The sequence below is a fragment of the Lysinibacillus zambalensis genome (assembly GCF_040183165.1).
Classification (GTDB): domain Bacteria; phylum Bacillota; class Bacilli; order Bacillales_A; family Planococcaceae; genus Lysinibacillus; species Lysinibacillus zambalensis.
The window spans coordinates 134,047-156,902 of the sequence record NZ_JBEGDG010000004.1; the positions used below are offsets into that span (position 1 = coordinate 134,047).

Consider the following 22,856-nt stretch of genomic DNA (forward strand, 5'->3'; position numbering starts at 1 on the left):
TCGCTTTGCTTTCGCACAGAGCAGAGCTTCCTGGGGGCGTCCAATGAGCCGCTTGGGCCAATAGATGTTTTTTGCGCGAAAGCGTAGTGCTAACGAAGCGGCGGCACCGATGTTGGTCACGAAGGCGTTATCACAGGACGTGATGCTTTTTGCCTCGCTCCTCTATATCGCTGAACCCCGAGGAGTCGCCCAGTCGTAACGAAGATCAACCAATCCACATAGGGTGTATCTTTTGGTATGCACTATAGAATGTTTTAAGTACAAAAGCGAAGTGTTAAAAAACTATATGAGACACTGCCATGTAACACTTTAAAGGAACGTCAAAACTTTCGAATTGCCTTATACAAAAAATAATCAAAACTATCGAAGAATCTTTTGGGTATTTGATTATTTTGGATTTAGATTGTCGACTCACTCCGTGGTGTGGAACCATTGATTTTAGCCTTACGACTCTTTAATCCCATTCACATAATAGTTTTTCAACAAAAGAAAAAGGTATCCAATATTGGATACCTTTTATGTAATACAAAATTAATTTTCAGGTGTGCGGATAACAAGTACGTCACATTTAGCTGAGCGTACAATCGCTTCAGATACTGAACCGATTAGGAAGCGTTCTACTGCATTTAGACCAGTTGCACCACAGATGATTAAGTCTGCGTCTACAATTTTAGAAAGCTCTTTTGTAATGATATTTTTTGGTGAGCCATATTCAATTACAAGGTTAATATTTGTTAAGCCTTCTTCTTCAGCTTGTTTTTTGTAACCATTTAGTAGCTCTTCAGAGAATGCTTGAGCACGCTCTGCAATTGAACGGTCATATGCTTCAATTGCAGCAAAAGAACGTGTATCAATAACATTTACTAAATTTAATACAGCACCATCGTTACGTTTTGCTACGTCAATTGATTTACGGAAAGCGTACTCAGCTTCCTTCGAACCGTCTACTGCAACTACAATGCTTTTATATTTATTAGCCATTTGTATTACCTCCCTGATTTGTATATGTTGATTATACCAAATGATTTTCTAAAGGAAATACTTTCCGGAAGAAAAAATGTGAAAAAATGAAGGCGTTTACAGTTGTTCTGTTTATCATCATAACATAGGGGATTCACATTCCTCTAAGGCGCTGTGAACTCCAAGGAGCTGTACAACCTTCACTCCTATCAACTAATAAAAGGTATATATTTTAATAAATGTCATACTGGAAGAAAGATAAGTGTTGGAAAATCACCACCTTATAGTTAGAAAATTTAATATTATAAAAATATTATTAATTTTTTCTATTGTTATTTTAATTAAAGCATTTTTTGTTTATGTTTGGTAATATGGAAATGCAAGGGGTGCATCAATACATCGAAGAGTATGTAACAAAATGTGCTTATTTTTTAGGTAATGGAAGGGGATAGGGAAGATGAAGATTGGTATTCCAAAAGAGATTAAAAACAATGAAAATCGTGTAGCTATGACACCAGCAGGGGTTGTTACATTAACAAATTCAGGTCATGAAGTGTACATTGAAACTGGAGCAGGTTTAGGCTCAAGCTTTACAGATGCAGACTACGTTGCTGCAGGCGCTCAAATTGTGGATACGGCAAAAGAAGCATGGGCGCAAGAAATGATAATGAAAGTAAAAGAACCTGTAGCGTCAGAATACGATTACTTCTATGAAGGTCAAATCTTATTTACTTATTTACATTTAGCGCCAGAGCTTGAATTAACACAGGCACTTTTAAATAAAAAAGTTGTAGGTATTGCTTATGAAACAGTGCAATTAACAAATGGTTCTTTACCGCTTTTAACACCAATGAGTGAAGTTGCTGGTAAAATGGCAACGCAAATTGGTGCTCAATTCTTAGAAAAAAACCATGAAGGTAAAGGTATTTTACTAGGCGGCGTATCAGGTGTACCACGTGGTAAAGTTACAGTGATCGGTGGCGGTATAGCTGGAACAAACGCGGCGAAAATAGCTGTCGGAATGGGTGCTGATGTAACGGTAATTGATTTAAGCCCAGAGCGTTTACGTCAATTAGAAGATTTATTTGGCCGTGATGTACAAACATTAATGTCCAATCCGTATAATATTGCAGAATCAGTGAAAAACTCAGATTTAGTAGTTGGAGCCGTTTTAATTCCTGGAGCGAAAGCACCAAAGCTAGTTTCTGAGGAAATGATTCAGTCAATGCAACCAGGCTCAGTAGTAGTCGATATTGCTATTGACCAAGGCGGTATTTTTGAGACATCTGATCGAGTGACGACACATGATAATCCAACTTATGTAAAACATGGAGTTGTGCATTATGCAGTAGCAAATATGCCAGGAGCTGTACCACGTACATCAACAATTGCTTTAACAAATAATACAATTCCTTATGCACTTCAAATTGCTAATAAGGGTTATAGACAAGCATGTGTTGAAAACGCAGCATTAAAATTGGGTGTTAATACTATTGATGGACATCTTGTTTACAAGGCTGTTGCAGATTCTCAAGGTTTGCCATATGTAAATGTTGATGAATTAATCCAATAAGTAAAATAACAAAAGGAAGCACCGTGTTTATGGTTGCTTCCTTTTTCTTGAATAAACTTACAGTACAATCAAGTCTTTCGGGAATTTTGTAAGTATTTCTACCCCGTCTTTTGTTACTACAACATCATCTTCAATACGGACACCTGTCACATCAGACTTATAGATGCCTGGCTCAATTGTGAAGACCATGCCTTCTTCCATAGTCATTTCATTTGCGCCTGTAACAGATGGGAATTCATGTACAGAAATGCCGAGCCCATGACCAAGTCGGTGTGTGAAGTATTCGCCATAGCCTGCTTCAGTAATAGTATCACGAGCAATTTTATCTAAATCCATTGCGCGAACACCTGGCTTCACGGCTGCAATAGCATTTGTGTTAGCAGCTAGTACTGTGTTGTATACTTCCTTTTGTGCTTCACTAGGTTCACCAAAGGCAACTGTACGTGTAATGTCAGAACAATAACCATCGTAAATTACGCCAAGGTCGAATAAGATCATATCGCCTTTTTCTATTTTTCGAGCACCTGGTTTACCATGTGGAGAGGCTGTTTTTGGACCACTCAATACCATTGTCTCAAAGGACATCTTGCAGCCTTTCTCCTGAATAGCACTTTCTATTGCTGTTAAGATTTCCATTTCTGTTTTACCTTCAGCAATTTCTTTACAGCCGATTTCGATAGCATAGTCAGCTAGTGCAGCGGCTTTACGTAATTTTTCTAATTCATTTTCCTCTTTAATTACGCGCATAGCATTGATTTTTTCATCAAGGCGGACGAAACTTGCCTGTGGAAATGATTGTTGTAGGGCTTCTAAACGCTCTACAATAAGTTGACCTTTTTCAATAGCAAACTTTTGTGGATTAACATTACGAGCTTTTATCGCTTGTGCAAGAACTTCCATTGAATTTTCAGTATCTTGGTGGCCGATGACTTCATAAGACCAACCTGCATCCTTCGCATCTGGGATCTCCATTTTTGGACAAATTAAAAAAGGTTCTGCCTCTTTAAAAATCATCACACCTAGCAATCTCTCATGTGGATCACTTTTAAAGCCTGAAACGTAAAAAACATTGTCTGGTGTCGTTACGAAAGCGGCATCAATTTGGTTTTGTTGTAAATAACTTTGAATTTCTTTAACCTTTGACATAAACAGTTCCTCCTCTTGTTGCACTGAAAAATTTCCATGTGCTTGGCTAAAGTAATAGCCTAACCGGGATGAGGCTTCGACTTTTGAGCGATTTATAACTCTAATTCGATGCTTCATTTTTGTACGAATGAATAATTGTCTACCTACAAGTTATACTTTGTTGGGAAAGAATCTATTATTCTCTGTACAAGCATATCAAAAAAAGGGAAAAATCGCATGGATAGCGAATAAAAATGGTGTAGAACAATATGTACCGCAGGGAGGAAACGTAAATGGAAATTAGTTATCATGGACATTCTGTTGTCAAAATTCAATCAAATGGGAAAACAATCTTGATAGATCCATTCATTAACGGGAATGGGCAAACAGATTTAAAGGTTGCTGAGGAAGCACCGGATATAATCTTACTTACACATGGCCATAATGATCATGTTGGTGATACAGTGGAGCTTGCAAAGAAAAAAGATGCACTTGTCATTGCGCCAAATGAGTTAGCCAATTGGATTTCTTGGCAAGGAGTGAAAGTGCACCCGATGCATATAGGGGGAGCCAAGGAATTTGATTTTGGTAAAGTGAAGTTTACGCAAGCTTTCCACGGCTCGTCATATGTAACTGAAAATAACGAAATTATTTATATGGGAATGCCTGCTGGAATTTTACTGTTTATCGAAGGATTAACAATTTATCATGCAGGGGATACAGCTTTGTTTAGTGATATGAAACTAATAGGAGAACGCCATCCTATTGACATTGCATTTTTACCAATTGGTGATAATTTTACGATGGGTCCAGAAGACGCAGCTTGTGCAGTGTCATTTTTGAAGCCGAAAATTGTCGTACCAGTTCATTACAATACATTCCCTCCAATCGAGCAGGATCCACAAATTTTTGCAGATTTAGTGCAAAATGCAGAGGTTCAAATTTTAAAAGCGGGTGAAAAAGTAAACTGTTCCTAATCAGTGACACTGCTGTACTATATGAGTTGGCACCGCGTGCGTAGTTGAAACGGTGGGAAAAGTATAACAAATTCATCACTTTATATTAAATATTTTTATAAAAAATATGGTACACTAAGAGCAGAATTGATGATTGAGAAATAGGTGATATTTTGTCTACAAAACATGAGAGAATTTTACAATACATCGAATCATTACCCGTTGGTGATAAAATTTCAGTACGTCAAATTGCAAAGGAAATGCAGGTGAGTGAAGGAACGGCATACCGTGCTATTAAAGAAGCGGAAAATCGTCGTTTAGTAAGCTCTATTGAACGTGTTGGAACAATTCGTATTGAGAAGAAAAAGAAAGAAAATATTGAGCGATTAACCTTCGCAGAAATCGTAAATATTGTAGATGGCCAAGTTTTAGGTGGAAAAACAGGTCTACATAAAACGTTAACGAAATTTGTTATTGGTGCCATGCAATTAGAAGATATGATGCGTTATACAGATGCAGGAAGCTTGCTTATCGTTGGTAACCGTTTTAAAGCACATGAAAATGCACTTCGAGCTGGTGCAGCTGTTTTAATCACAGGGGGCTTTGATACAACTGAGGAAAACAAATTACTTGCAGATTCCTTGGACTTACCGATCATTTCAACAAGCTATGATACCTTTACTGTGGCAACAATGATTAACCGCGCAATTTATGACCAATTAATTAAAAAAGATATTTTATTTATTGAAGATATTTTTGTGCCGATGACTGATACTTCTGTTCTTCGAAATGATGAAACAATTCAACATTTCCACAAGCTAAATGAACGAACAACTCATGGTGCATTTCCTGTTGTGACAGCAAACAATAAGCTTGTTGGGATGATTACAGTAAAAGACGTTATCGGTCGCGAAGAAAACGAGTTTATTGAAAAGGTTATGACGAAAAATCCGATTGCTGGATCGATGAAAATGAGTGTTGCTTCTGCAGGACATCGTATGATTTGGGAAGGGATTGACCTGTTACCAATTGTCGATGATGATAATATTTTGCAAGGTGTAATTAGTCGACAAGATGTATTAAAGGCGCTTCAGCTTGCTCAAAGACAACCTCAGCATGGTGAAACGATTGATGATTTAGTGAAAAATGAGATGAAGGTGCTTGGCGATGAAGAATTAATCGTAGAATTTAAAGTAACTCCTCAAATGACAAACCAATACGGGGCAATTTCTTATGGAGCATTTACAACTTTGTTAGCGGAAGTTGGTTCATTCTCATTAAAGCGTCGTAAACGTGGGGATGCAGTTGCCGAAAACATGACGATTTATTTCATCAAGCCTGTGCAAATGGAAAGCACACTTACTGTAAAGCCTCGAATATTAGACATGAGTCGTAAGTTTGTGAAAATGGACTTCGAAGTGTTTAATCAACAAATGCTTGTTGGGAAGGCAATGATGATGTTCCAACTACTGGAGCGTTAAGAAAACAGAAAAAGGGATGGTCTAGGGTAAATGCTAGACCATCCCTTTCGCTTCTTTCTGCGGGTGTCCATCAACTGCAGAAATAGAGGAACTCAGTCTAAGAACGCCACATCCTGTGGCAACGACTAAGTGACCAACTTCATGTTGTTGCTGACGCTTCGCTTTCGCACAGAAAACATTTGTTGGCCTAAAGCCTCTGGCGGATGTCGCGGGATCGGAAGGGAGTTCAATATTAGGATGTTAGCCTAAAATCATCGAATCCATGCGATAAATAACTGACCTGCATCGGTAAAAGCGCCACGTCCTGTGGCATTACCGAAATGACCAACATCGTGTCGGACTTCACGCAGGCCTAAGCACAAAGCCGATTCCAGACACAATTATGCCGAGGTATAATTGATTATTGGTTAATACGGTACTCTTCTTCAACAAATTGACCGTAGTGACGAACCTTTTTAGTATTTTCGACAATAACAAAGATGCCTAAAACGACAAGAATTGCTACAATAATAAATGTAAATAACCCTGGGAATAAATATGCTTGGTTAAAACCAAACAAAAGAATAAATGCACCGAAACTTACATTGGCTTTACTCTTATACCAATTTTTAGCAATTGGTAATGTAGAACGAAACTGTTTTGTTTTAAAATAAAAATAAAACACAAATGATATGATTATTGTAAACACAAATATTAAATTGAGCATAGTAAACCTCCTAGCATAACTAGTCATTATTGTAACGATTATTGAAGAAAAATGCTAACGGTTATTACTATCAAGTTGGGGGAAATAAATTTGAAAAGACAAATCATCGACACAATTGCTTCATATGAAACAATCATTATTCATCGCCATGTGCGACCAGATCCAGACGCTTATGGATCTCAGCAAGGCTTAAAAGAGCTTATTTTAGCAAATTATCCGGAAAAGAAAGTTTTTGCTGTAGGTGAGCATGATGAATCATTATCATTTTTAGCAAATCCCGATGACATTACAGATGAAAAATACGATAATGCCTTAGTTATTGTGACAGATACGGCAAATACAGAACGTGTGGACGATCAACGCTATATAAAAGGTAAAATGATTATTAAAATAGACCATCATCCAAATGACGATGCGTATGGTGATTTACTATGGGTAGATACGAATGCGAGTTCTTGTAGTGAAATGATTTATGAGCTTTTTGAGGAAGGAAAACAAGTAGCCGACTGGATTCTACCAGATGCCTCCGCAAGATTATTATTTGCTGGTATTGTAGGAGATACAGGACGTTTCCAATTCCCTAGCACGACCGCAAAAACGTTTAAAATTGCAGGGGAGCTTATTGCATATGATTTTGATCGAAATCAAATTTTCGATGGAATGTATGAAATGGAGCAAAAGCTATTAAATTTACAGGGCTATATTTATCAAAATTTCAAAATGGATGAGTACGGAGCAGCACATATCAAGCTGACAAAGGAATTGCTAGCAGAATTCAATGTTGTACCGTCAGAGGCGTCCCTGTTAGTTGGCTGTCTTGGAAGTGTGAAAGGTATTTGTGCATGGGTGGTCTTCATTGAAGAGCTCGATCAAATTCGTGTGCGTTTACGCTCAAAAGGCCCTATTATTAACACTTTGGCGAAGGAATTTAATGGTGGTGGACATCCGCTCGCTTCAGGAGCTACAGCCTATTCATGGGAAGAAGCAGAGCGTGTTATAACGAGATTACAAGAAATTTGTAAATCATATCAATAAACATGAAAATTGAGCTCAATCGCTAAATTTTGTGGATGACATTTGTTAAATGTATGCCATATATAAGTTAGTTGATCTTCGTTACGACTGGGCGACTCCTTGGGGATCAGCGATATTGAGGAACGAAGGCTAAAACCATCACATCCTGTGATAACGCCTTCGTGACCAACATCATGCTGTCGCTGCGCTTTCGCAACAAAACCAAAACCCTCTGCTGTCGCTACGTTAGCACTACGCTTTCGCGCAAAAAACATCTGTTGGCCCAAGCGGCTCATCGGACGCCCCTAGGAAGCTCTGCTCTGTGCGAAAGCGAAGCGTCAGCAACAAAGCGCCAGCCGGAACAGAAATCAACCACTCATTATGATTATACAATATTTGGTAATTATTTATAGAGTGTGCTTCTGCCATAATAATAAAGCTTTGAAATTAACATTTTTAAATACCTAGAAAGGAAGGGATTCATTTGACACATGTATATACGAAAATGCATACGAGTGCGGATTTATTGCAAAGTACGATTCGGCTTGAACAATTGATCCCTTTTTTACAAGAGCAAAATACTCAGGCCTGTGCAATCGTCAATTCAAAATTGTACGGGCTTTTGCCTTTTTGTAAAGCATTGCAGCAAGCGAATATTCATGCTGTATTAGGGCTCTCGATAAACGTACAGTGGCAAGATAGAAAAGTTCCACTTGTGCTGTATGCTCAGACGCAAGAAGGCTACCAGCATCTTTTAAAGATTAGTAGTGCAGTTTCGATAAGAGAGGATAATATGCTTCCGTGGAAATGGCTTGAAGGATATGCGGCGGGCTGTGTGGCATTACTTTCTTCGGATGATTTAGTAGAAACTGAGGATTGGACAGAAGTAGCAAGTGCTTTAAACAAGGTATTTGGCAATCATTTATTTATGGGGATCGCAAGACCAGCAGGAATGAAAGCCGAAAAAGAAGAAACGTTTGTGACGTGGTGTGAAACTATGAATATAACGCTAGTTGCCTCTCACAGCTGTTATTTTTTACGACCAGAAGATCATTTCGCCTTTGAGGTTGCAAGAGCGATAGATTCAGGTGAAAAGCATACAGACGCAATGCGATCAGCTCATTTACAAGGATATTTCGCTCCGACAGAAGAGGAATGGCGAAGCTGGTTTGCTGATCATCCAGAATGGCTTGCATCTAGTGCAACGATGCTAGCGAGCTGTACGGCGGAAATTCCTGAAATGCACGTACAAATGCCTAAGTTTCCTGTTCCTACAGGTGAAACAGCCGAAAGCTTGCTTGTAAAAGAGACTTTTGCAGGATTGGCAGAACGATTAAAGCAAGAAGAGATTCCTAAAGTTTATCAGGAGCGACTTCAATACGAGCTTGAGATTATTTGTTCAATGGGCTTTGCAGATTATTTTTTAATTGTTGCAGACTTTATGCACTTTGCTAAAGAAAATCGTATTTTAACAGGCCCTGGTCGTGGTTCATCAGCAAGTTCTCTTGTAGCTTATAGCTTATCTATTACGCAAGTAGATCCATTAGTTTACGGCTTATTATTCGAACGATTTTTAAACCCGGAACGTGTTACACTGCCTGATATCGATATCGACTTTGTCGACAGTAAAAGACAAAAAGTAATCCATTATGTTGCTCAGAAATATGGCAAGGCAAATGTGGCGCAAATTATTACGTTTGGCACTTTATCTGCAAAGGCAGTAGCTAGAGATGTGGCGCGTGTTTTTGGTTTTGACGCTGAAACGTTAGAGAAAATCTCGAAAATGATTCCAAATAAACCAGGAATAACATTGCAAAAAGCAGTGGCCGAATCACAAGGCTTACAAGGCTGGTTAGCTGAGGATGAAAAACATCGTCGCTGGTTAGAGGTGGCGTTAAAACTTGAAGGCGTGCCAAGAAATTCTTCCACTCATGCGGCAGGAATTGTGCTGTCACCTTCACCATTAGTTAATACGATACCGATTGAAGAAGGGCATGATGGAATTTATTGTACGCAATGGCCGATGGGAGATATAGAAGCTTGTGGACTTGTCAAAATGGATTTTTTAGGGTTGCGCAACCTAACAATTTTAGAGCAAGTGCGTTGGTCAATTTATAAAGCTGGTGGTCCTTGGATAGAGTTTGAGCTTATACCGATGCAAGATGAAAAAACATTTCAACTTCTTCAAATGGGAGATACATTAGGGATTTTCCAATTAGAATCGGAAGGTATGAAGCAAGCTTTACGTGATATTCAACCAACCCATTTTTTAGATATAGTAGCAGTCAATGCGTTGTATCGCCCTGGTCCAATGGATTTTATTCCGATGTATGCTAGACGGAAAGCGGGAAGGGAATCGGTTACTATGCCTCATCCGGCATTAGAGCCCATTTTACGAGAGACATTTGGTGTCATAGTTTATCAAGAACAAATCAGTGTGACACGTTCTGCATAAGGATACGTAATATCCGAAAAGCAGCATGCCTCTCATGTGAGGTAGAGAACTTATAATCTGAGGTTTGGAATGAAGGAGTAACGCCCGGAAACAAACCCTTTAATACTCCAACATGTGAATAAGGTTTAGGAGCCTTATTGATATGAAGCTTGGGGAAGTCGGCAGAAGTTAGCCTAAGTCTCGAAACAATTAAAGTAAGATTGGTACAAAAAGGCTAGAGCCTACCTGTTTGAAAAGATTGGAATAAAGATATGGAAAAATGATATGCCGGAAGTCTATAAAATACCCATGGTGAGAATGTTTATATAACTGACGAACTTCTGAATGTAAGTGTCTAGAGTTCTAAGTAGTCGAAAGGCTATTCCCATATAAAGGTGGGGCTAGTGAGGTAAAGTAAGAGTTGATTTTATGAAATACCTTATGATGTTATAGGCATCATCCAGCTAGCAGGCATAAAGGAAGCACCTAAAGGTATATGTACAGATAGGATTATAGGAACGTGGTAAGCTTGGAACGTTGAGGAAGCCTAATTCCAATGAAGCGTTAATAAGGAAAGTCTCATTTGATATAACTTATATTTTATCCAAGTGAAAGTAGTGCCACAGTACCAATGAAACCATGATAATAAATGGTGGAGGGATAGGCACAAGTCATATCAATTAAAAGGAAAAGTTATAACAGGATATTCAAAGGTTCGAGTATGACTAAAAGAGGTAATCCACTTCTGCAAAGGAGGGAGCCGACTTTGACAATGCAAAGCAATAAGACTTTGAAAAATGATTCACTTCGTTACAACGAATACTATGATGTGCAAAATTTGTATGATGAATTATACAGCCACGCAAAAAGCGGAGGTAAATTCTCCAATTTGATGGATAAAATTTTGCACAAGGAAAATATTCTTGTAGCTTACAGAAAGATTAAAACTAATAATGGCAGTCTCACAGCGGGACATAACAAACACACAATAAATGATTTGGAAAAACTAACACCTGATGAGTTAGTGTTGCAAGTCAGAAAAAGATTAGCCAACTATCATCCACACAAAGTTGAACGAGTAATGATACCTAAAGCAAATGGAAAACTAAGACCTTTAGGCATTCCAACAATTGAAGATAGATTAGTACAACAATGTATTAGACAAGTTCTAGAACCGATATGTGAAGCGAAGTTTTATGACTATTCGTTTGGATTCCGACCTAATCGGAGTACGACACACGCTATGGCAAGATGTTATCACCTAATGCAACGCAATAACCTACACTTCGTTGTAGATATTGATATTAAAGGCTTTTTTGATAACGTCAACCATGGAAAGTTAATGAAACAATTATGGCACCTTGGGATTAGAGATAAGACATTATTAAAGCTAATATCTAAGATGTTAAAAGCTGAAATTATCGGGGAAGGAATTCCAACTAAAGGAACACCTCAAGGAGGGATATTATCTCCCCTCCTATCAAACGTTGTACTAAACGAATTAGATTGGTGGATTCACTCACAATGGAATGGGATGAAAACGCGACACAAATACAGTGAAGGTATTAGTGTGAATCGTGCGCTCAAATCAACCAAATTAAAAGAAATGCATATTGTCCGATATGCAGATGATTTTAAAATATTTTGTCGAACACTTAAAGAAGCAAAAAACATTAAAATCGCTGTTACTCAATGGCTTCAAGAACGTTTACATCTTGAAGTGAGTGAAGAGAAGTCTAAAATCGTTAATTTAAAGAAAAAGTATTCCGACTTCCTAGGATTTAAAATGAAAGTTGTTCGCAAAGGGATTAAATGGAGCGCACACAAAGCAAGTTGTAAAGATAAATTTACAGTTAGGTCACATATGAACCAAAAAGCATTTGACCAAACTGTAAACAAAATCAAAACCGCTGTCAAACAAATTCAACATGGTAAACCCAACGAATTGCCGAAAAATATCGGTATTTACAACGCAACAATCGCTGGGCTCCATAATTATTACGATACAGCCACACACATTAGTAAAGACTTTCATAAAGTGGATTACCTTACAATAAAAATTAGGAAAAATCGTTTCAAGGATTTAAAAACAAAAACGGGTACAATAAGTAAATTCATTGAAGAGAAATATGGCGATAGCAAAGGGATTCATTATCTTTGTAAAATGGCAATAATTCCATTAGCAAAGATTTCACATAAAGCCCCAATGCAATTCACCCAAGAAATTTCTAGTTATAGTGAAAGTGGCAGACAACTTATACACAAAAAGTTGAATTCCAATATTGAATTTAAAATTACACTATTAATGAGAAATCCAGTCATGGGTGAAACCGTTGAATATAACGATAATCGTCTCTCTCGTTTCTCAGCCCAAAAAGGTAAATGTGCAGTAACGAAAATGGAATTAGAGGTTAATGAAGTGCATTGTCATCACCAAATACCTAGACACCTAGGTGGGGATGACAAATATAGTAACTTGATAATCGTTCATGAAAAAGTACACCAATTAATACACGTGGTGAAAAACGAAGTGATTGAACGATTAGTTACAGAGTTAAATCTCAACGATGACATGATTAAGAAAGTAAACACATTACGCCGAAAATGTAAATTAGAAACGATTTAATAAATTTTAAAGTCTAAAGAAAAGCATTGGAAATTCTGTTAGATAATAAATTCAATTTTGATATGATGGAACGCCGTATGAGGTGAAAGTCTCATGTACGGTGTGGAGTGGGGGAAAAGCTGGAGATAATATCAAAGGCTTACCTATCACTATTGCAAATTGCCTCGGTGATGGCTGGATTTACGATGGGACAAGCGGATTTATTGCGTCGAGCGGTAAGTAAGAAAAATCGTCAAGTATTAGAAGAGCAACGTACCGCATTTGTAGATGGAGCAATGAAGCAAGGCTTTGACGTCCATGTGGCAGAAGAAGTGTATGCATTAATTGTACGCTTTGCAGACTACGGTTTCCCTAAAAGCCATGCTGTCGCATATAGCGTTATTTCCTACCAAATGGCCTATTTAAAGGCACATTTCCCGCAAAGTTTTTATTCTGCGTTATTATCAAACGCAACAGGAAATGTGGAAAAAATTCTGCAACTTGAGAATGAAGCAAAAGAGAAAGGAATTTCGTTTTACCCGCCATCATTAAAACAAAGTACAAAATTCTTTACTGTTGAGAAGGATGGAATTCGCTACAGCTTATCCGGAATAAAGGGTGTTCCCTATACATTTATAGAAAAAGTATACGCCTTACGCCAGGCGAAGCCAGAAGCATTGGATAATATTTTTGACATGGCAGTTGCATTAAGCGCACAGCATTTTAAACCAAAAGTAATGGAGTCTTTAATTTTTGCAGGGGCTCTCGATTATTTAGATAAAGATCGTGCGGTACTGATAGCGACATTGGAGGCAGCTTTGAAGCATGCAGAACTGCTAAGGCCAACTGAGGATATTGATATTGAATCGACTACTACCTTTAGCTTTGGTAAGCCAAAGTATATGGAAGCGGAAGCGATGCCACAAAAGGAAAAATTGCTACACGAAAAGGAAAGTCTTGGATTTTATATATCAGCCCATCCGGTTACAGAGGAAAGAGCTTTTTGGAATGAAGTAAATAGTACGTGCAGAGAGTTAAAACAAGCGCGTGATGGAACGTATGTCAAAATGATTGGCATGATAGAAGAAGTAAAAAAAATACGCACAAAAAAAGGTGAGCAAATGGCCTTTGTTCAGCTTCAAGATGAGTTTGGAACAGTATCTGTAACCTTATTCCCTCAGGTTTTTCATCTTGTTCAAGGGCTGTTACTTGAAGATGAATTGCTTTACATTGAGGGGACACTTGAAAGACGCTTTGGTAAACCTCAAGTGAAAGTAAAACATGCGCAAGCGACGAAAAGAATATGAAATTGAAGAAAATATTAGAAACTGCATAAATTTTTTATGCAGTTTTTTCTTTACTTTTTAACAGTTATTTTGTAAGCTAGAGTCAATGTTCAAAAGTGGCCAGACCACTTTCGATGTGTTTATGTAGCTACAGAAACAATTACGCCAAGGCGGAATTGATAAGAGGAGTTGATCGTATGGATAAAAAAACCGAACAAAAGAAAGTGTTTTTGGATATCGTCCAACAATTACGACAACTTATTAAAATGGAAGAAATACAGGCTGGAGAAAAACTACCTTCTGAACGAGTCCTTTCAGAGCGTCTAGGTGTCGGGCGATCCTCTGTGAGAGAGGCATTGCGAAGCTTAGAATTGTTAGGTCTTATTGAAACGAAACATGGGGGAGGTACGTTCCTAGCTTCCACACATAAGCATCAGCTCGTAGAAATACTGTCGATGTTTATATTAGAAGATGAAAAATCGAAAAAGGATGTCGAATTAACACGACAAATTCATGAAAAGGAAGCCATTCGCGTAATAAGTTGTACAGGGACTCTGCGAACACTACCGGTGTGGGACAGTTTTTTTGTAAAGCTAGAAATAGAGGATACGATTAATTGTCGAGATGTATTACGAGAAATAATCATCACGGCGGGAAATCGTCTTTCACTAAAAGTCTGGTTTCAGTTAGCAGCTTATGATGGTGACCGTTTAAATCGAAACTCAACAGAAGAAGAAAAATTAATCATTCAAACTATGTTGAAATCGATGCAGCTTGGCTATGAAAAAGAAGCATTAAAAGCTTACGAGCAGTGGATGAAGACTTTACGAAGTAATTAGACAACAAAGGGGGAGTCAAACATGGCAATTCGCAGCATATTTAGTAAAAAGAAAGAAGACGGACAAGAAAAGGGATTTCCGGAAGGACTTATGACAAAATGTCCAGAATGCCGTCACATTCAATTAACGAAAGAATTAGAAAAAAATAACAAAGTATGTACCAAATGTGACCATCATTTCAAAATGACTGCACAGGAGCGCGTAGCATGTTTTTTAGATGAAGGTTCATTTGTTTCAATGGACGATCATTTACAAACAAGTAATCCGCTTAATTTCCCAGCTTATGTTGAAAAAATTTCAGCGGACCAACAAAAAACGGGATTAAACGAAGCAGTACTGACAGGTGTGGGCACCCTTGATGGAGAAGAAATTGTTGTAGCAATTATGGATTCTCATTTCCGTATGGGTTCAATGGGTTCAGTCGTTGGAGAAAAAATCACAAGTGCCGTAGAAAAAGCTACGGAATTACGAGTACCGTTTATTATCTTTACTGCAAGTGGTGGCGCGCGCATGCAAGAAGGCGTACTATCATTAATGCAAATGGCGAAAACGAGTGTGGCATTAAAACGTCATAGTGATCATGGACTATTGTTTATTTCAATACTAACTCATCCTACAACAGGTGGCGTTTCTGCAAGCTTTGCCTCTGTTGGAGATATTAATATTGCGGAGCCACAAGCATTGATTGGCTTTGCTGGTCGTCGAGTAATCGAAGAAACAGTAAGAGAAAAACTACCAAATGATTTCCAAACAGCGGAATTTTTATTAGCACATGGGCAGCTTGATGCAATCTTCCATCGAAAAGATTTACGAAACCAAGTAGCGTTGCTTGTAAAAATGCATACAAAAGGAGGCGTGCAACATGTCTAAAAATTTAGCTTTTGAAGAACCAGTAGTACAATTACGTGAAAAAATTGATGAATTAAAAACGATTGCTACCGAGGCAGATGTAGATATGACAGGCGAAATTGAAAAGCTTGAAACACGTCTAACTCAGCTAGAACAATCTATTTATGCCAATATGAAGCCATGGGATCGTGTACAGGTTGCTAGACATCCAGAACGACCAACAACTTTACAATATATAGAAGCTATGTGTGAAAACTTTATTGAGTTACATGGAGATCGTACGTTTGGTGATGATGCGGCTATTCTTGGAGGGATTGCTCTTTTTGAAGGTCAACCAGTAACAATTGTTGGACACCAACGAGGAAAATCAACGAAAGAAAACATTCGTCGGAATTTTGGTATGCCACACCCTGAAGGATATCGTAAGGCATTACGTTTAATGAAGCAGGCGGAGAAATTTAAACGACCAATTATTTGTTTTATTGATACGAAAGGTGCTTATCCCGGTAAGGCAGCGGAGGAACGTGGTCAAAGTGAAGCGATTGCCAGAAATCTCGTCGAAATGGCAGGCTTAACAGTACCAGTTATTTCAATCGTTATTGGGGAAGGCGGAAGCGGTGGTGCACTTGCATTAGGTGTGGCAAATCGTGTCTTTATGCTAGAAAACTCAACGTACTCTGTAATCTCGCCAGAAGGGGCAGCGTCGATTTTATGGCGTGATGGTAGCCTTGCAAAGCAAGCGGCAGAAGCAATGCGTATAACAGCACCTGACTTAAAAGAGCTTAACGTTATTGATGGAATTATCCCTGAAATAACAGGTGGAGCTCATCGCAATGTAGCAAAGCAAGCACTTTATCTAAAAGAATGTTTAAGCGACACACTAAAAACATTGAATTCTTTAAATGGCGAGCAATTAATTGAAGACCGTTATGAGAAATTCAGAAAGATTGGACAATATACAGAAGCTTAAATCCATTTTTAGGTTTTTGGACATATAAATTTGCTCGTAAAGAGTTAAAAATTGTTTCTTTAAAAAATAAATAACCTAATGATGGGAATTACCAAACACTTTATAAAATTGTTAAATTTAGGATGTTTTTGAATAGAAAGAGTGTGTGAAAGCGCATTCTTTTTATTTTTTATGTAAAAGTTATGTTTTTGTAGCCTCAGAACACTTACATAGTTTGTTTTTTCATGTTAATGTGAATAATAATAGTATCTGCAGGAGGTTCGACAATGAAAAAAATTGCCGTATTAACAAGTGGTGGAGATGCACCAGGAATGAATGCAGCTATTCGTGCGGTCGTTCGTAAGGCAGCATATCATGGAATTGATGTTGTCGGAATTAAGCACGGCTATGATGGCTTAATAAAAGGAAGTATGGAAAATCTTGATTTAGGTTCAGTAGGTGGTATTATTCAACGCGGTGGTACACATTTAAATTCAGCAAGATGTCCTGAATTTAAAGAAGCCGCTGTTCAGCAACGAGGTATAGACAATATGCGTGAAGCTGGTATTGAAGGACTAGTTGTGATTGGCGGAGACGGTTCATACCGTGGAGCTATGGATTTAGTGAAAAAAGGCTTTCCTGTTGTGGGCGTTCCAGGAACTATTGATAATGACGTACCAGGAACCGAGTATACGATAGGATTTGATACTGCGCTAAATACGGTCGTGGAATCCATTGATAAAATCCGCGATACAGCAACTTCTCATGAAAATTCCTTTATCGTTGAGGTAATGGGGCGAGATGCAGGAGACATTGCTTTATGGGCAGGTCTTGCAGCCGGTGCTGAAACAGTTTTAATTCCAGAAGAAGATTATAATTTGGATGATATTGTGGCACGCTTAGACCGTGGTGCAGCGCGTGGGAAAAAGCATAGCATTATTATTGTCGCTGAAGGCGTTATGTCAGGTAGTGAGTTGGCAAAGCTATTATATGAAAAAACAGGAAAAGAGACACGTGTTTCTGTTCTTGGACATATCCAACGCGGTGGTTCACCTACTGCGCGTGATCGTGTTCTAGCGAGTCAATTCGGTGCACATGCAGTTGAATTGCTAATGGAAGGAAAGTCTGGCAGGGCGGTAGGTATTCGTAATCATCAAGTGATTGACTATGATATGCCTGAGGCTTTCGAAAAAAATCATGAGGCAGATGTAAGCTTATATACTTTAATGAAAGAACTATCCATATAATTTGATATAAAAACGGAGTGGGCAGAAAATGAGAAAAACAAAAATCGTATGTACAATTGGTCCAGCAAGTGAGTCACCAGAAGTTTTAGAGAAACTAATTGAAGCAGGTATGAATGTAGCCCGCTTAAACTTTTCGCATGGTTCTCATGAAGAACACGAAGTACGCATTAATTTAATTCGCGAAGTAGCACAAAAATTAGGGAAACCAGTTGGAATTTTGCTGGACACAAAAGGTCCTGAAATTCGTACGCATAATATGAAAAACGGAGAATTGCATTTAGCAGCTGGGCAAGTTATTGATATTTCAATGACGGAAGTTGAAGGAACAGAAACTAGCTTCTCTGTAACGTACGAACGTTTAATCGAGGATGTTGAGCAAAACGCCATTATTTTATTAGATGATGGACTTATTCAACTACGTGTATTAGCAAAAGATATGGAAAAAGGTCTTATTCATACGATTGTTGAAAATGCAGGTGTTTTAAAAAATAAAAAGGGTGTTAACGTGCCGGGCGTTTCTGTACAACTTCCTGGAATTACAGAAAAAGATGCACAGGACATTTTATTCGGTATTAAGCAAGGTGTTGATTTTATTGCAGCCTCGTTCGTTCGTCGAGCAAAGGATGTACTTGAAATTCGAGAATTACTTGAACAAAATGGCGGTAACCACATTCAAATTATCCCGAAAATCGAGAATCAAGAGGGTGTCGATAATATCGATGAAATCATCTTAGTCTCAGATGGATTAATGGTAGCGCGTGGTGATCTTGGTGTAGAAATCCCGGCAGAAGAAGTACCGCTTGTACAAAAGAAATTAATTTTAAAATGTAATCAAGTAGGTAAACCAGTTATTACAGCTACACAAATGCTAGATTCGATGCAACGTAATCCACGTCCGACAAGAGCAGAGGCTAGTGACGTAGCAAACGCAATTATCGATGGTACAGATGCAATTATGCTTTCTGGTGAAACTGCAGCAGGACTATATCCAATAGAGTCTGTACAAACAATGAATAAAATCGCACAGCGTACAGAAAATTCATTAGACTATAAGGCAATCGTCTCTACTCGTAGTCGTGAAAAAGAAGCAAATATGACGGAGGCAATTTCTCAGGCAGTAGCTTACACTTCGATTAACTTAGGTGTAAAGGCCGTACTTGCACCAACAGAAAGTGGTAATACAGCTAGAATGATTGCAAAATATCGCCCAGGTGTACAAATTGTCGCGGTAACGGGTTCTACCAATACAGCTCACGCATTAACACTAGTTTGGGGGGTATTCCCAGTTGTTTGCCAACGTGTTACGACAACAGATGAAATTTTAGAGCTAGCTGTTGATGAAAGCTTGAAACATGGCTTTGTAACGCATGGTGATGCAGTTGTTATTACAGCAGGTGTACCAGTAGGTGAAGCAGGTACTACTAACTTAATGAAGGTACACATCATCGGAGATTTATTAGCTCGTGGTCAAGGAATCGGTAAAGCTTCAGTAGTAGGTAAAACAGTTGTTGCTAAAAATGCAGCAGAGGCACTAGCTTATGATACAGACGGATGCATTATAGTAACGGTTGGTTCAGATCGTGACATGATGCCAGCACTTGAAAATTGTATCGGTCTGATTACGGAAGAGGGCGGGCTTACAAGTCATGCAGCAGTTGTAGGACTAAGCCTTGGCATCCCTGTTATCGTTGGAGTAAAAGAAGCTACTACACTGATTCGTCACGGTCAAGAAATTACAATGGATGCTGAAACGGGAGTTATTTACAAAGGGCATGCAAGTGTTCTTTAATTTCTTTCAGTGGTTGTCCCCGAAAGAAATTAAATCTCCGGTCGATTGTGAACGCAAAATGATGCCGAGACAAAATTGAATCTATAATAAAAAGCTCTAGTGCAACATAGTTGTACTGGAGCTTTTCTAATATTAAAGAAGAAAATAGCATTTTGTGAGCTAATTTTGCTTAGTTTTAACTATAAAAAGAGTAGCTTCGGCTTGTCTTTAAATAGTACCTTTGTTTTTTTATGAAACTTAATGGGCTATAATAACGTATATAAGGTATAGTGTTTTCAGCTAGAAAGGAGAAAAATATGAGAAAAATTTTTCTTGGTTTCATTGTCTATGCATTAGCCGAGTTGGCGTTATTAATAGTAGTTGGTCAAAATATTGGTATTTTAAATACATTACTGCTTATAGTCGCTACGAGCATTATAGGTATTTATGTAGTGAAAAATAAAGGTATGAATTCTGTGCAAAAGGTTAAAAATACGATAGCACGAGGAGAGGCTCCAGGGCCAGCACTAGTTAACACAGTTTTAAATTTCAGTGGTGGTGTACTTCTAGTATTACCAGGTTTTATAACAGATCTTGTTGGTTTATTATTGTTACTGCCTTTTTCTCGCAAAATGTTCCAACCAATCTTTTATTATTGGATGCGGAAAAAAATGAAAAAGGGTCAATTTATCATCGTTCAAAAATAGCATTTTCCTTTAGTTTAACAGCCAAAAATAAAAATACGGGGCTAAGTAAAATGCCGTAAAAACCAAATAATAAAATAGAGGCAGCACTGATGAAAAAGGTGTGGAAAGTCCGTAATTGTAATGTGTTTGACCAAAGCATGGAATCAGCTAGCTGCCTTGTTAATTGAACGAAGAGATATAAAAGTAAAATAGCTACACATAAAAAGGTATTGCCTTTTAAGTAAAAATAAATGCTCATGGGTACAAGAAATACGCCAATCCCAAAGAACGGAAGTACATCTGCAAATGCAACTATAAAAGCTTTGATGATGGCTTGTTCAAATTGAAGAATCATGAAGCCCGCACAAAGGATGAGTAGAGTAATTGTGAATAACTGAAACTCCACATACAAAAAGTAATGAAATAGCTGCATCATTTTAGAAAAATGAGACTGCCACTCATTGCGAAATTTTTTTGGCACATATTGAAAAAACCAATATCGGGATTTGCGAGTTTCCAATAGGGCAAAATAGTAAGCGACAAGGAATATAAATACTTCAATTACATGTTTCATTAATAGTTGGAAAATATTAGCCATGTATAAAAAGATTGAATCGAAAATGGAAAGCGATTTTTCCTTTAAAACTTGGATAAACATTGATTCATATTCGTTGAAAAGTGGGAAATTTTGTAGTGTATCTCGAATTTCAGGGAAGATAAGAATAATGCTGTTTATAGAAATGATAACGAGAAGGAAAATGCAAGTTAGAATAAGTGCTTCCACGATAATTGCTGCTAGCCAATAGGCGATCCTACAATAAGAATGAAGGAATTTTATGATAGGATACGTAGAAAAAGACAAAAAAATCGCAAGGGATACAGGTAATACGAACCACAATATTGTTAAGTAGAATATAAAAAACAAAACACTTATAGTTCTTTCGTATGAAAAATATTTAATATTCCTCATTTTTACAAATTCACCCCGTTTCAATTGATAAATTAATGTCAAAATGCAAAAAAGAATCTCTTTCAGGCGTATATATAATCGCTCATGCACCTTTTTCTTTATTCGGAGGTTTTTCATTCACAAAGCTGTCAAAAATGATTATAATAGCAATTGTAAGCGATTTACTTAATGGTTCATATGAGCAAAAAACGTAAATGCGACCTAATAACTGCATTTACAACTAAAAAATATAAATATGAGGGAGCGATAATTTATGTCAGCAACTAAAGGTTTAGAAGGTATCGTAGCAGCGGAATCTAAAATCAGTTCAATTATCGATGACACACTTACATATGTTGGTTACAACATTGATGATTTAGCAGTGAACGCGTCATTCGAAGAGGTAATTTATTTATTATGGCATACTCGTTTACCAAAAGCAGACGAGCTAGCTGAATTAAAACAACAATTGGCAGACAACATGTCTATTCCGCAAGCAATTGTAGACCAATTCAAAACATACCCACTTTCAACTGTACATCCAATGGCTGCACTACGTACTGCAGTATCTTTACTTGGTGTATTCGATGAAGAAGCGGATGTTATGGATACAGAAGCTAACTATCGTAAAGCTATCCGTTTACAAGCTAAAATTGCAACAGTAGTTACTGCATTTGCGCGTGTTCGTAAAGGTTTAGAGCCAGTTGCTCCAAAACCAGAATTAGGATATGCTGCAAACTTCTTATACATGCTTAAAGGTGAAGAACCAGCAGCAATCGAAGTTGAAGCATTCGACAAAGCGTTAGTATTACATGCTGACCACGAATTAAATGCATCTACTTTCACTGCACGTGTATGTGTAGCTACATTATCAGATGTTTATTCTGGTGTAACTTCAGCTATCGGTGCATTAAAAGGACCACTTCATGGTGGTGCAAATGAGCAAGTTATGAAAATGTTAACTGAAATCGGCTCACTTGAAAACGTTGAATCTTATATTCAAAATAAATTAGATAACAAAGAAAAAATCATGGGCTTCGGTCACCGCGTATACCGCAAAGGCGACCCACGTGCACCACACTTACGTGTAATGTCACAAAAATTAACTGAGCTAACTGGTAAACCAGAGCTTTATGAAATGTCAGTTAAAATCCATGACATGATCGTAGAACAAAAGAAATTACCTGCAAACGTAGACTTCTTCTCTGCGTCAGTGTATGATTCTTTAGGTATTGATCATGACCTATTCACACCAATTTTCGCAGTATCACGTACTTCTGGTTGGGTAGCTCATATTCTTGAGCAATATGCTAACAACCGCCTAATCCGTCCACGTGCAGAGTATGTTGGACCAGGTATGCAAAAATATGTTCCAATCAGCGAGCGCTAATTTGGAAAATATGCTAGAATATTTGGGACTGTGTTAGCT

20 protein-coding genes are annotated in these 22,856 nt (G+C 37.9%); 15 read left to right on the forward strand and 5 right to left on the reverse strand.

What is annotated here, in order from left to right; translation table 11 throughout:
* Positions 1–531: 531 nt before the first annotated feature.
* Positions 532–981 carry a universal stress protein gene (locus ABNX05_RS07770; RefSeq protein ID WP_079561606.1) on the reverse strand — a complete coding sequence of 150 codons (450 nt, stop codon included), beginning with the start codon at positions 979–981 and terminating at the stop codon, positions 532–534.
* Positions 982–1,417: 436 nt separating this feature from the next.
* On the opposite strand from ABNX05_RS07770, the gene ald reads away from it, so the two are divergent.
* Positions 1,418–2,533: an alanine dehydrogenase gene (gene ald / locus ABNX05_RS07775; protein ID WP_349659201.1), complete on the forward strand. Its 1,116-nt coding sequence runs from the start codon at positions 1,418–1,420 to the stop codon at positions 2,531–2,533.
* A gap of 57 nt (positions 2,534–2,590) precedes the next feature.
* Here the strand turns inward: ald and ABNX05_RS07780 are convergent, their stop codons facing one another.
* Positions 2,591–3,679 carry a M24 family metallopeptidase gene (locus ABNX05_RS07780; RefSeq protein WP_349659202.1) on the reverse strand — a complete coding sequence of 363 codons (1,089 nt, stop codon included), beginning with the start codon at positions 3,677–3,679 and terminating at the stop codon, positions 2,591–2,593.
* Between the two features lie 160 nt (positions 3,680–3,839).
* Between ABNX05_RS07780 and ABNX05_RS07785 the strand changes: the two genes are divergently transcribed.
* From ABNX05_RS07785 to ABNX05_RS07795, 3 genes are all read left to right on the forward strand, one after another.
* Complete coding sequence (locus ABNX05_RS07785; RefSeq protein ID WP_349659203.1) at positions 3,840–3,962, forward strand: hypothetical protein; 123 nt, start codon at positions 3,840–3,842, stop codon at positions 3,960–3,962.
* Entirely contained in the window at positions 3,952–4,635 is a 684-nt protein-coding gene (locus ABNX05_RS07790) for a metal-dependent hydrolase (protein ID WP_349659204.1), read from the forward strand. The genes ABNX05_RS07785 and ABNX05_RS07790 overlap by 11 nt, the downstream gene beginning before the upstream one ends.
* A 152-nt stretch (positions 4,636–4,787) precedes the next feature.
* Entirely contained in the window at positions 4,788–6,095 is a 1,308-nt protein-coding gene (locus ABNX05_RS07795; RefSeq protein WP_079561602.1) for a DRTGG domain-containing protein, read from the forward strand.
* 400 nt (positions 6,096–6,495) lie between these two features.
* Here ABNX05_RS07795 and ABNX05_RS07800 read toward each other — a convergent pair whose 3' ends face one another.
* Entirely contained in the window at positions 6,496–6,801 is a 306-nt protein-coding gene (locus ABNX05_RS07800) for a YtpI family protein (protein ID WP_349659205.1), read from the reverse strand.
* A 90-nt stretch (positions 6,802–6,891) separates the two neighbouring features.
* On the opposite strand from ABNX05_RS07800, the gene ABNX05_RS07805 reads away from it, so the two are divergent.
* Positions 6,892–7,836 carry a DHH family phosphoesterase gene (locus ABNX05_RS07805; RefSeq protein WP_349659206.1) on the forward strand — a complete coding sequence of 315 codons (945 nt, stop codon included), beginning with the start codon at positions 6,892–6,894 and terminating at the stop codon, positions 7,834–7,836.
* Here ABNX05_RS07805 and ABNX05_RS07810 read toward each other — a convergent pair.
* The gene (locus ABNX05_RS07810; RefSeq protein WP_349659207.1) at positions 7,830–8,090 is read right to left on the reverse strand and encodes a hypothetical protein; all 261 of its coding nucleotides are present in this window, start codon (positions 8,088–8,090) and stop codon (positions 7,830–7,832) included. The two genes, ABNX05_RS07805 and ABNX05_RS07810, sit on opposite strands and share 7 nt — an antisense overlap.
* A 209-nt stretch (positions 8,091–8,299) precedes the next feature.
* Between ABNX05_RS07810 and dnaE the strand changes: the two genes are divergently transcribed.
* From dnaE to ABNX05_RS07855, 9 genes are all read left to right on the forward strand, one after another.
* Positions 8,300–10,270 carry a DNA polymerase III subunit alpha gene (gene dnaE, locus ABNX05_RS07815; protein WP_349659208.1) on the forward strand — a complete coding sequence of 657 codons (1,971 nt, stop codon included), beginning with the start codon at positions 8,300–8,302 and terminating at the stop codon, positions 10,268–10,270.
* A 751-nt stretch (positions 10,271–11,021) separates the two neighbouring features.
* Entirely contained in the window at positions 11,022–12,875 is a 1,854-nt protein-coding gene (gene ltrA / locus ABNX05_RS07820) for a group II intron reverse transcriptase/maturase (RefSeq protein WP_349659310.1), read from the forward strand.
* A 107-nt stretch (positions 12,876–12,982) separates the two neighbouring features.
* The gene (locus ABNX05_RS07825; protein WP_349659209.1) at positions 12,983–14,161 is read left to right on the forward strand and encodes a helix-hairpin-helix domain-containing protein; all 1,179 of its coding nucleotides are present in this window, start codon (positions 12,983–12,985) and stop codon (positions 14,159–14,161) included.
* Positions 14,162–14,337: 176 nt separating this feature from the next.
* The gene (locus tag ABNX05_RS07830) at positions 14,338–14,979 is read left to right on the forward strand and encodes a FadR/GntR family transcriptional regulator (protein WP_197144690.1); all 642 of its coding nucleotides are present in this window, start codon (positions 14,338–14,340) and stop codon (positions 14,977–14,979) included.
* A 21-nt stretch (positions 14,980–15,000) separates the two neighbouring features.
* Positions 15,001–15,849 carry an acetyl-CoA carboxylase, carboxyltransferase subunit beta gene (gene accD / locus ABNX05_RS07835; protein ID WP_349659210.1) on the forward strand — a complete coding sequence of 283 codons (849 nt, stop codon included), beginning with the start codon at positions 15,001–15,003 and terminating at the stop codon, positions 15,847–15,849.
* A complete protein-coding gene (locus ABNX05_RS07840) occupies positions 15,842–16,798 on the forward strand; it encodes an acetyl-CoA carboxylase carboxyltransferase subunit alpha (RefSeq protein WP_349659211.1) in 957 nt (318 codons plus the stop codon). The genes accD and ABNX05_RS07840 overlap by 8 nt, the downstream gene beginning before the upstream one ends.
* A 266-nt stretch (positions 16,799–17,064) precedes the next feature.
* Positions 17,065–18,024, forward strand: a complete 960-nt coding sequence (gene pfkA, locus ABNX05_RS07845; RefSeq protein WP_349659212.1) for a 6-phosphofructokinase — start codon at positions 17,065–17,067, stop codon at positions 18,022–18,024.
* Between the two features lie 28 nt (positions 18,025–18,052).
* A complete protein-coding gene (gene pyk, locus ABNX05_RS07850; protein ID WP_349659213.1) occupies positions 18,053–19,813 on the forward strand; it encodes a pyruvate kinase in 1,761 nt (586 codons plus the stop codon).
* Positions 19,814–20,109: 296 nt separating this feature from the next.
* On the forward strand, positions 20,110–20,499 hold the full coding sequence (locus ABNX05_RS07855) for an FxsA family protein (protein ID WP_079561593.1): 390 nt from the start codon (positions 20,110–20,112) through the stop codon (positions 20,497–20,499).
* On the opposite strand, the gene ABNX05_RS07860 is transcribed toward ABNX05_RS07855, so the two are convergent.
* Positions 20,483–21,448 (reverse strand): AI-2E family transporter, encoded by a 966-nt coding sequence (locus tag ABNX05_RS07860; RefSeq protein WP_432760130.1) that lies wholly within the window; start codon positions 21,446–21,448, stop codon positions 20,483–20,485. The genes ABNX05_RS07855 and ABNX05_RS07860 overlap by 17 nt on opposite strands.
* A 253-nt stretch (positions 21,449–21,701) precedes the next feature.
* On the opposite strand from ABNX05_RS07860, the gene citZ reads away from it, so the two are divergent.
* On the forward strand, positions 21,702–22,817 hold the full coding sequence (gene citZ / locus ABNX05_RS07865; protein WP_079561591.1) for a citrate synthase: 1,116 nt from the start codon (positions 21,702–21,704) through the stop codon (positions 22,815–22,817).
* Positions 22,818–22,856 lie beyond the last annotated feature (39 nt).

Bases quoted from the DNA above. Each gene is read 5' to 3' on its own strand.
- ABNX05_RS07770 (WP_079561606.1), bottom strand. From the start codon at position 981: ATGGCTAATAAATATAAAAGCATTGTAGTTGCAGTAGACGGTTCGAAG.
- ald (WP_349659201.1), top strand. From the start codon at position 1,418: ATGAAGATTGGTATTCCAAAAGAGATTAAAAACAATGAAAATCGTGTA.
- ABNX05_RS07780 (WP_349659202.1), bottom strand. From the start codon at position 3,679: ATGTCAAAGGTTAAAGAAATTCAAAGTTATTTACAACAAAACCAAATT.
- ABNX05_RS07790 (WP_349659204.1), top strand. From the start codon at position 3,952: ATGGAAATTAGTTATCATGGACATTCTGTTGTCAAAATTCAATCAAAT.
- ABNX05_RS07800 (WP_349659205.1), bottom strand. From the start codon at position 6,801: ATGCTCAATTTAATATTTGTGTTTACAATAATCATATCATTTGTGTTT.
- ABNX05_RS07810 (WP_349659207.1), bottom strand. From the start codon at position 8,090: ATGTTTTTTGCGCGAAAGCGTAGTGCTAACGTAGCGACAGCAGAGGGT.
- ltrA (WP_349659310.1), top strand. From the start codon at position 11,022: ATGCAAAGCAATAAGACTTTGAAAAATGATTCACTTCGTTACAACGAA.
- ABNX05_RS07830 (WP_197144690.1), top strand. From the start codon at position 14,338: ATGGATAAAAAAACCGAACAAAAGAAAGTGTTTTTGGATATCGTCCAA.
- accD (WP_349659210.1), top strand. From the start codon at position 15,001: ATGGCAATTCGCAGCATATTTAGTAAAAAGAAAGAAGACGGACAAGAA.
- ABNX05_RS07840 (WP_349659211.1), top strand. From the start codon at position 15,842: ATGTCTAAAAATTTAGCTTTTGAAGAACCAGTAGTACAATTACGTGAA.
- pfkA (WP_349659212.1), top strand. From the start codon at position 17,065: ATGAAAAAAATTGCCGTATTAACAAGTGGTGGAGATGCACCAGGAATG.
- pyk (WP_349659213.1), top strand. From the start codon at position 18,053: ATGAGAAAAACAAAAATCGTATGTACAATTGGTCCAGCAAGTGAGTCA.
- ABNX05_RS07855 (WP_079561593.1), top strand. From the start codon at position 20,110: ATGAGAAAAATTTTTCTTGGTTTCATTGTCTATGCATTAGCCGAGTTG.
- ABNX05_RS07860 (WP_432760130.1), bottom strand. From the start codon at position 21,448: ATGAGGAATATTAAATATTTTTCATACGAAAGAACTATAAGTGTTTTG.
- citZ (WP_079561591.1), top strand. From the start codon at position 21,702: ATGTCAGCAACTAAAGGTTTAGAAGGTATCGTAGCAGCGGAATCTAAA.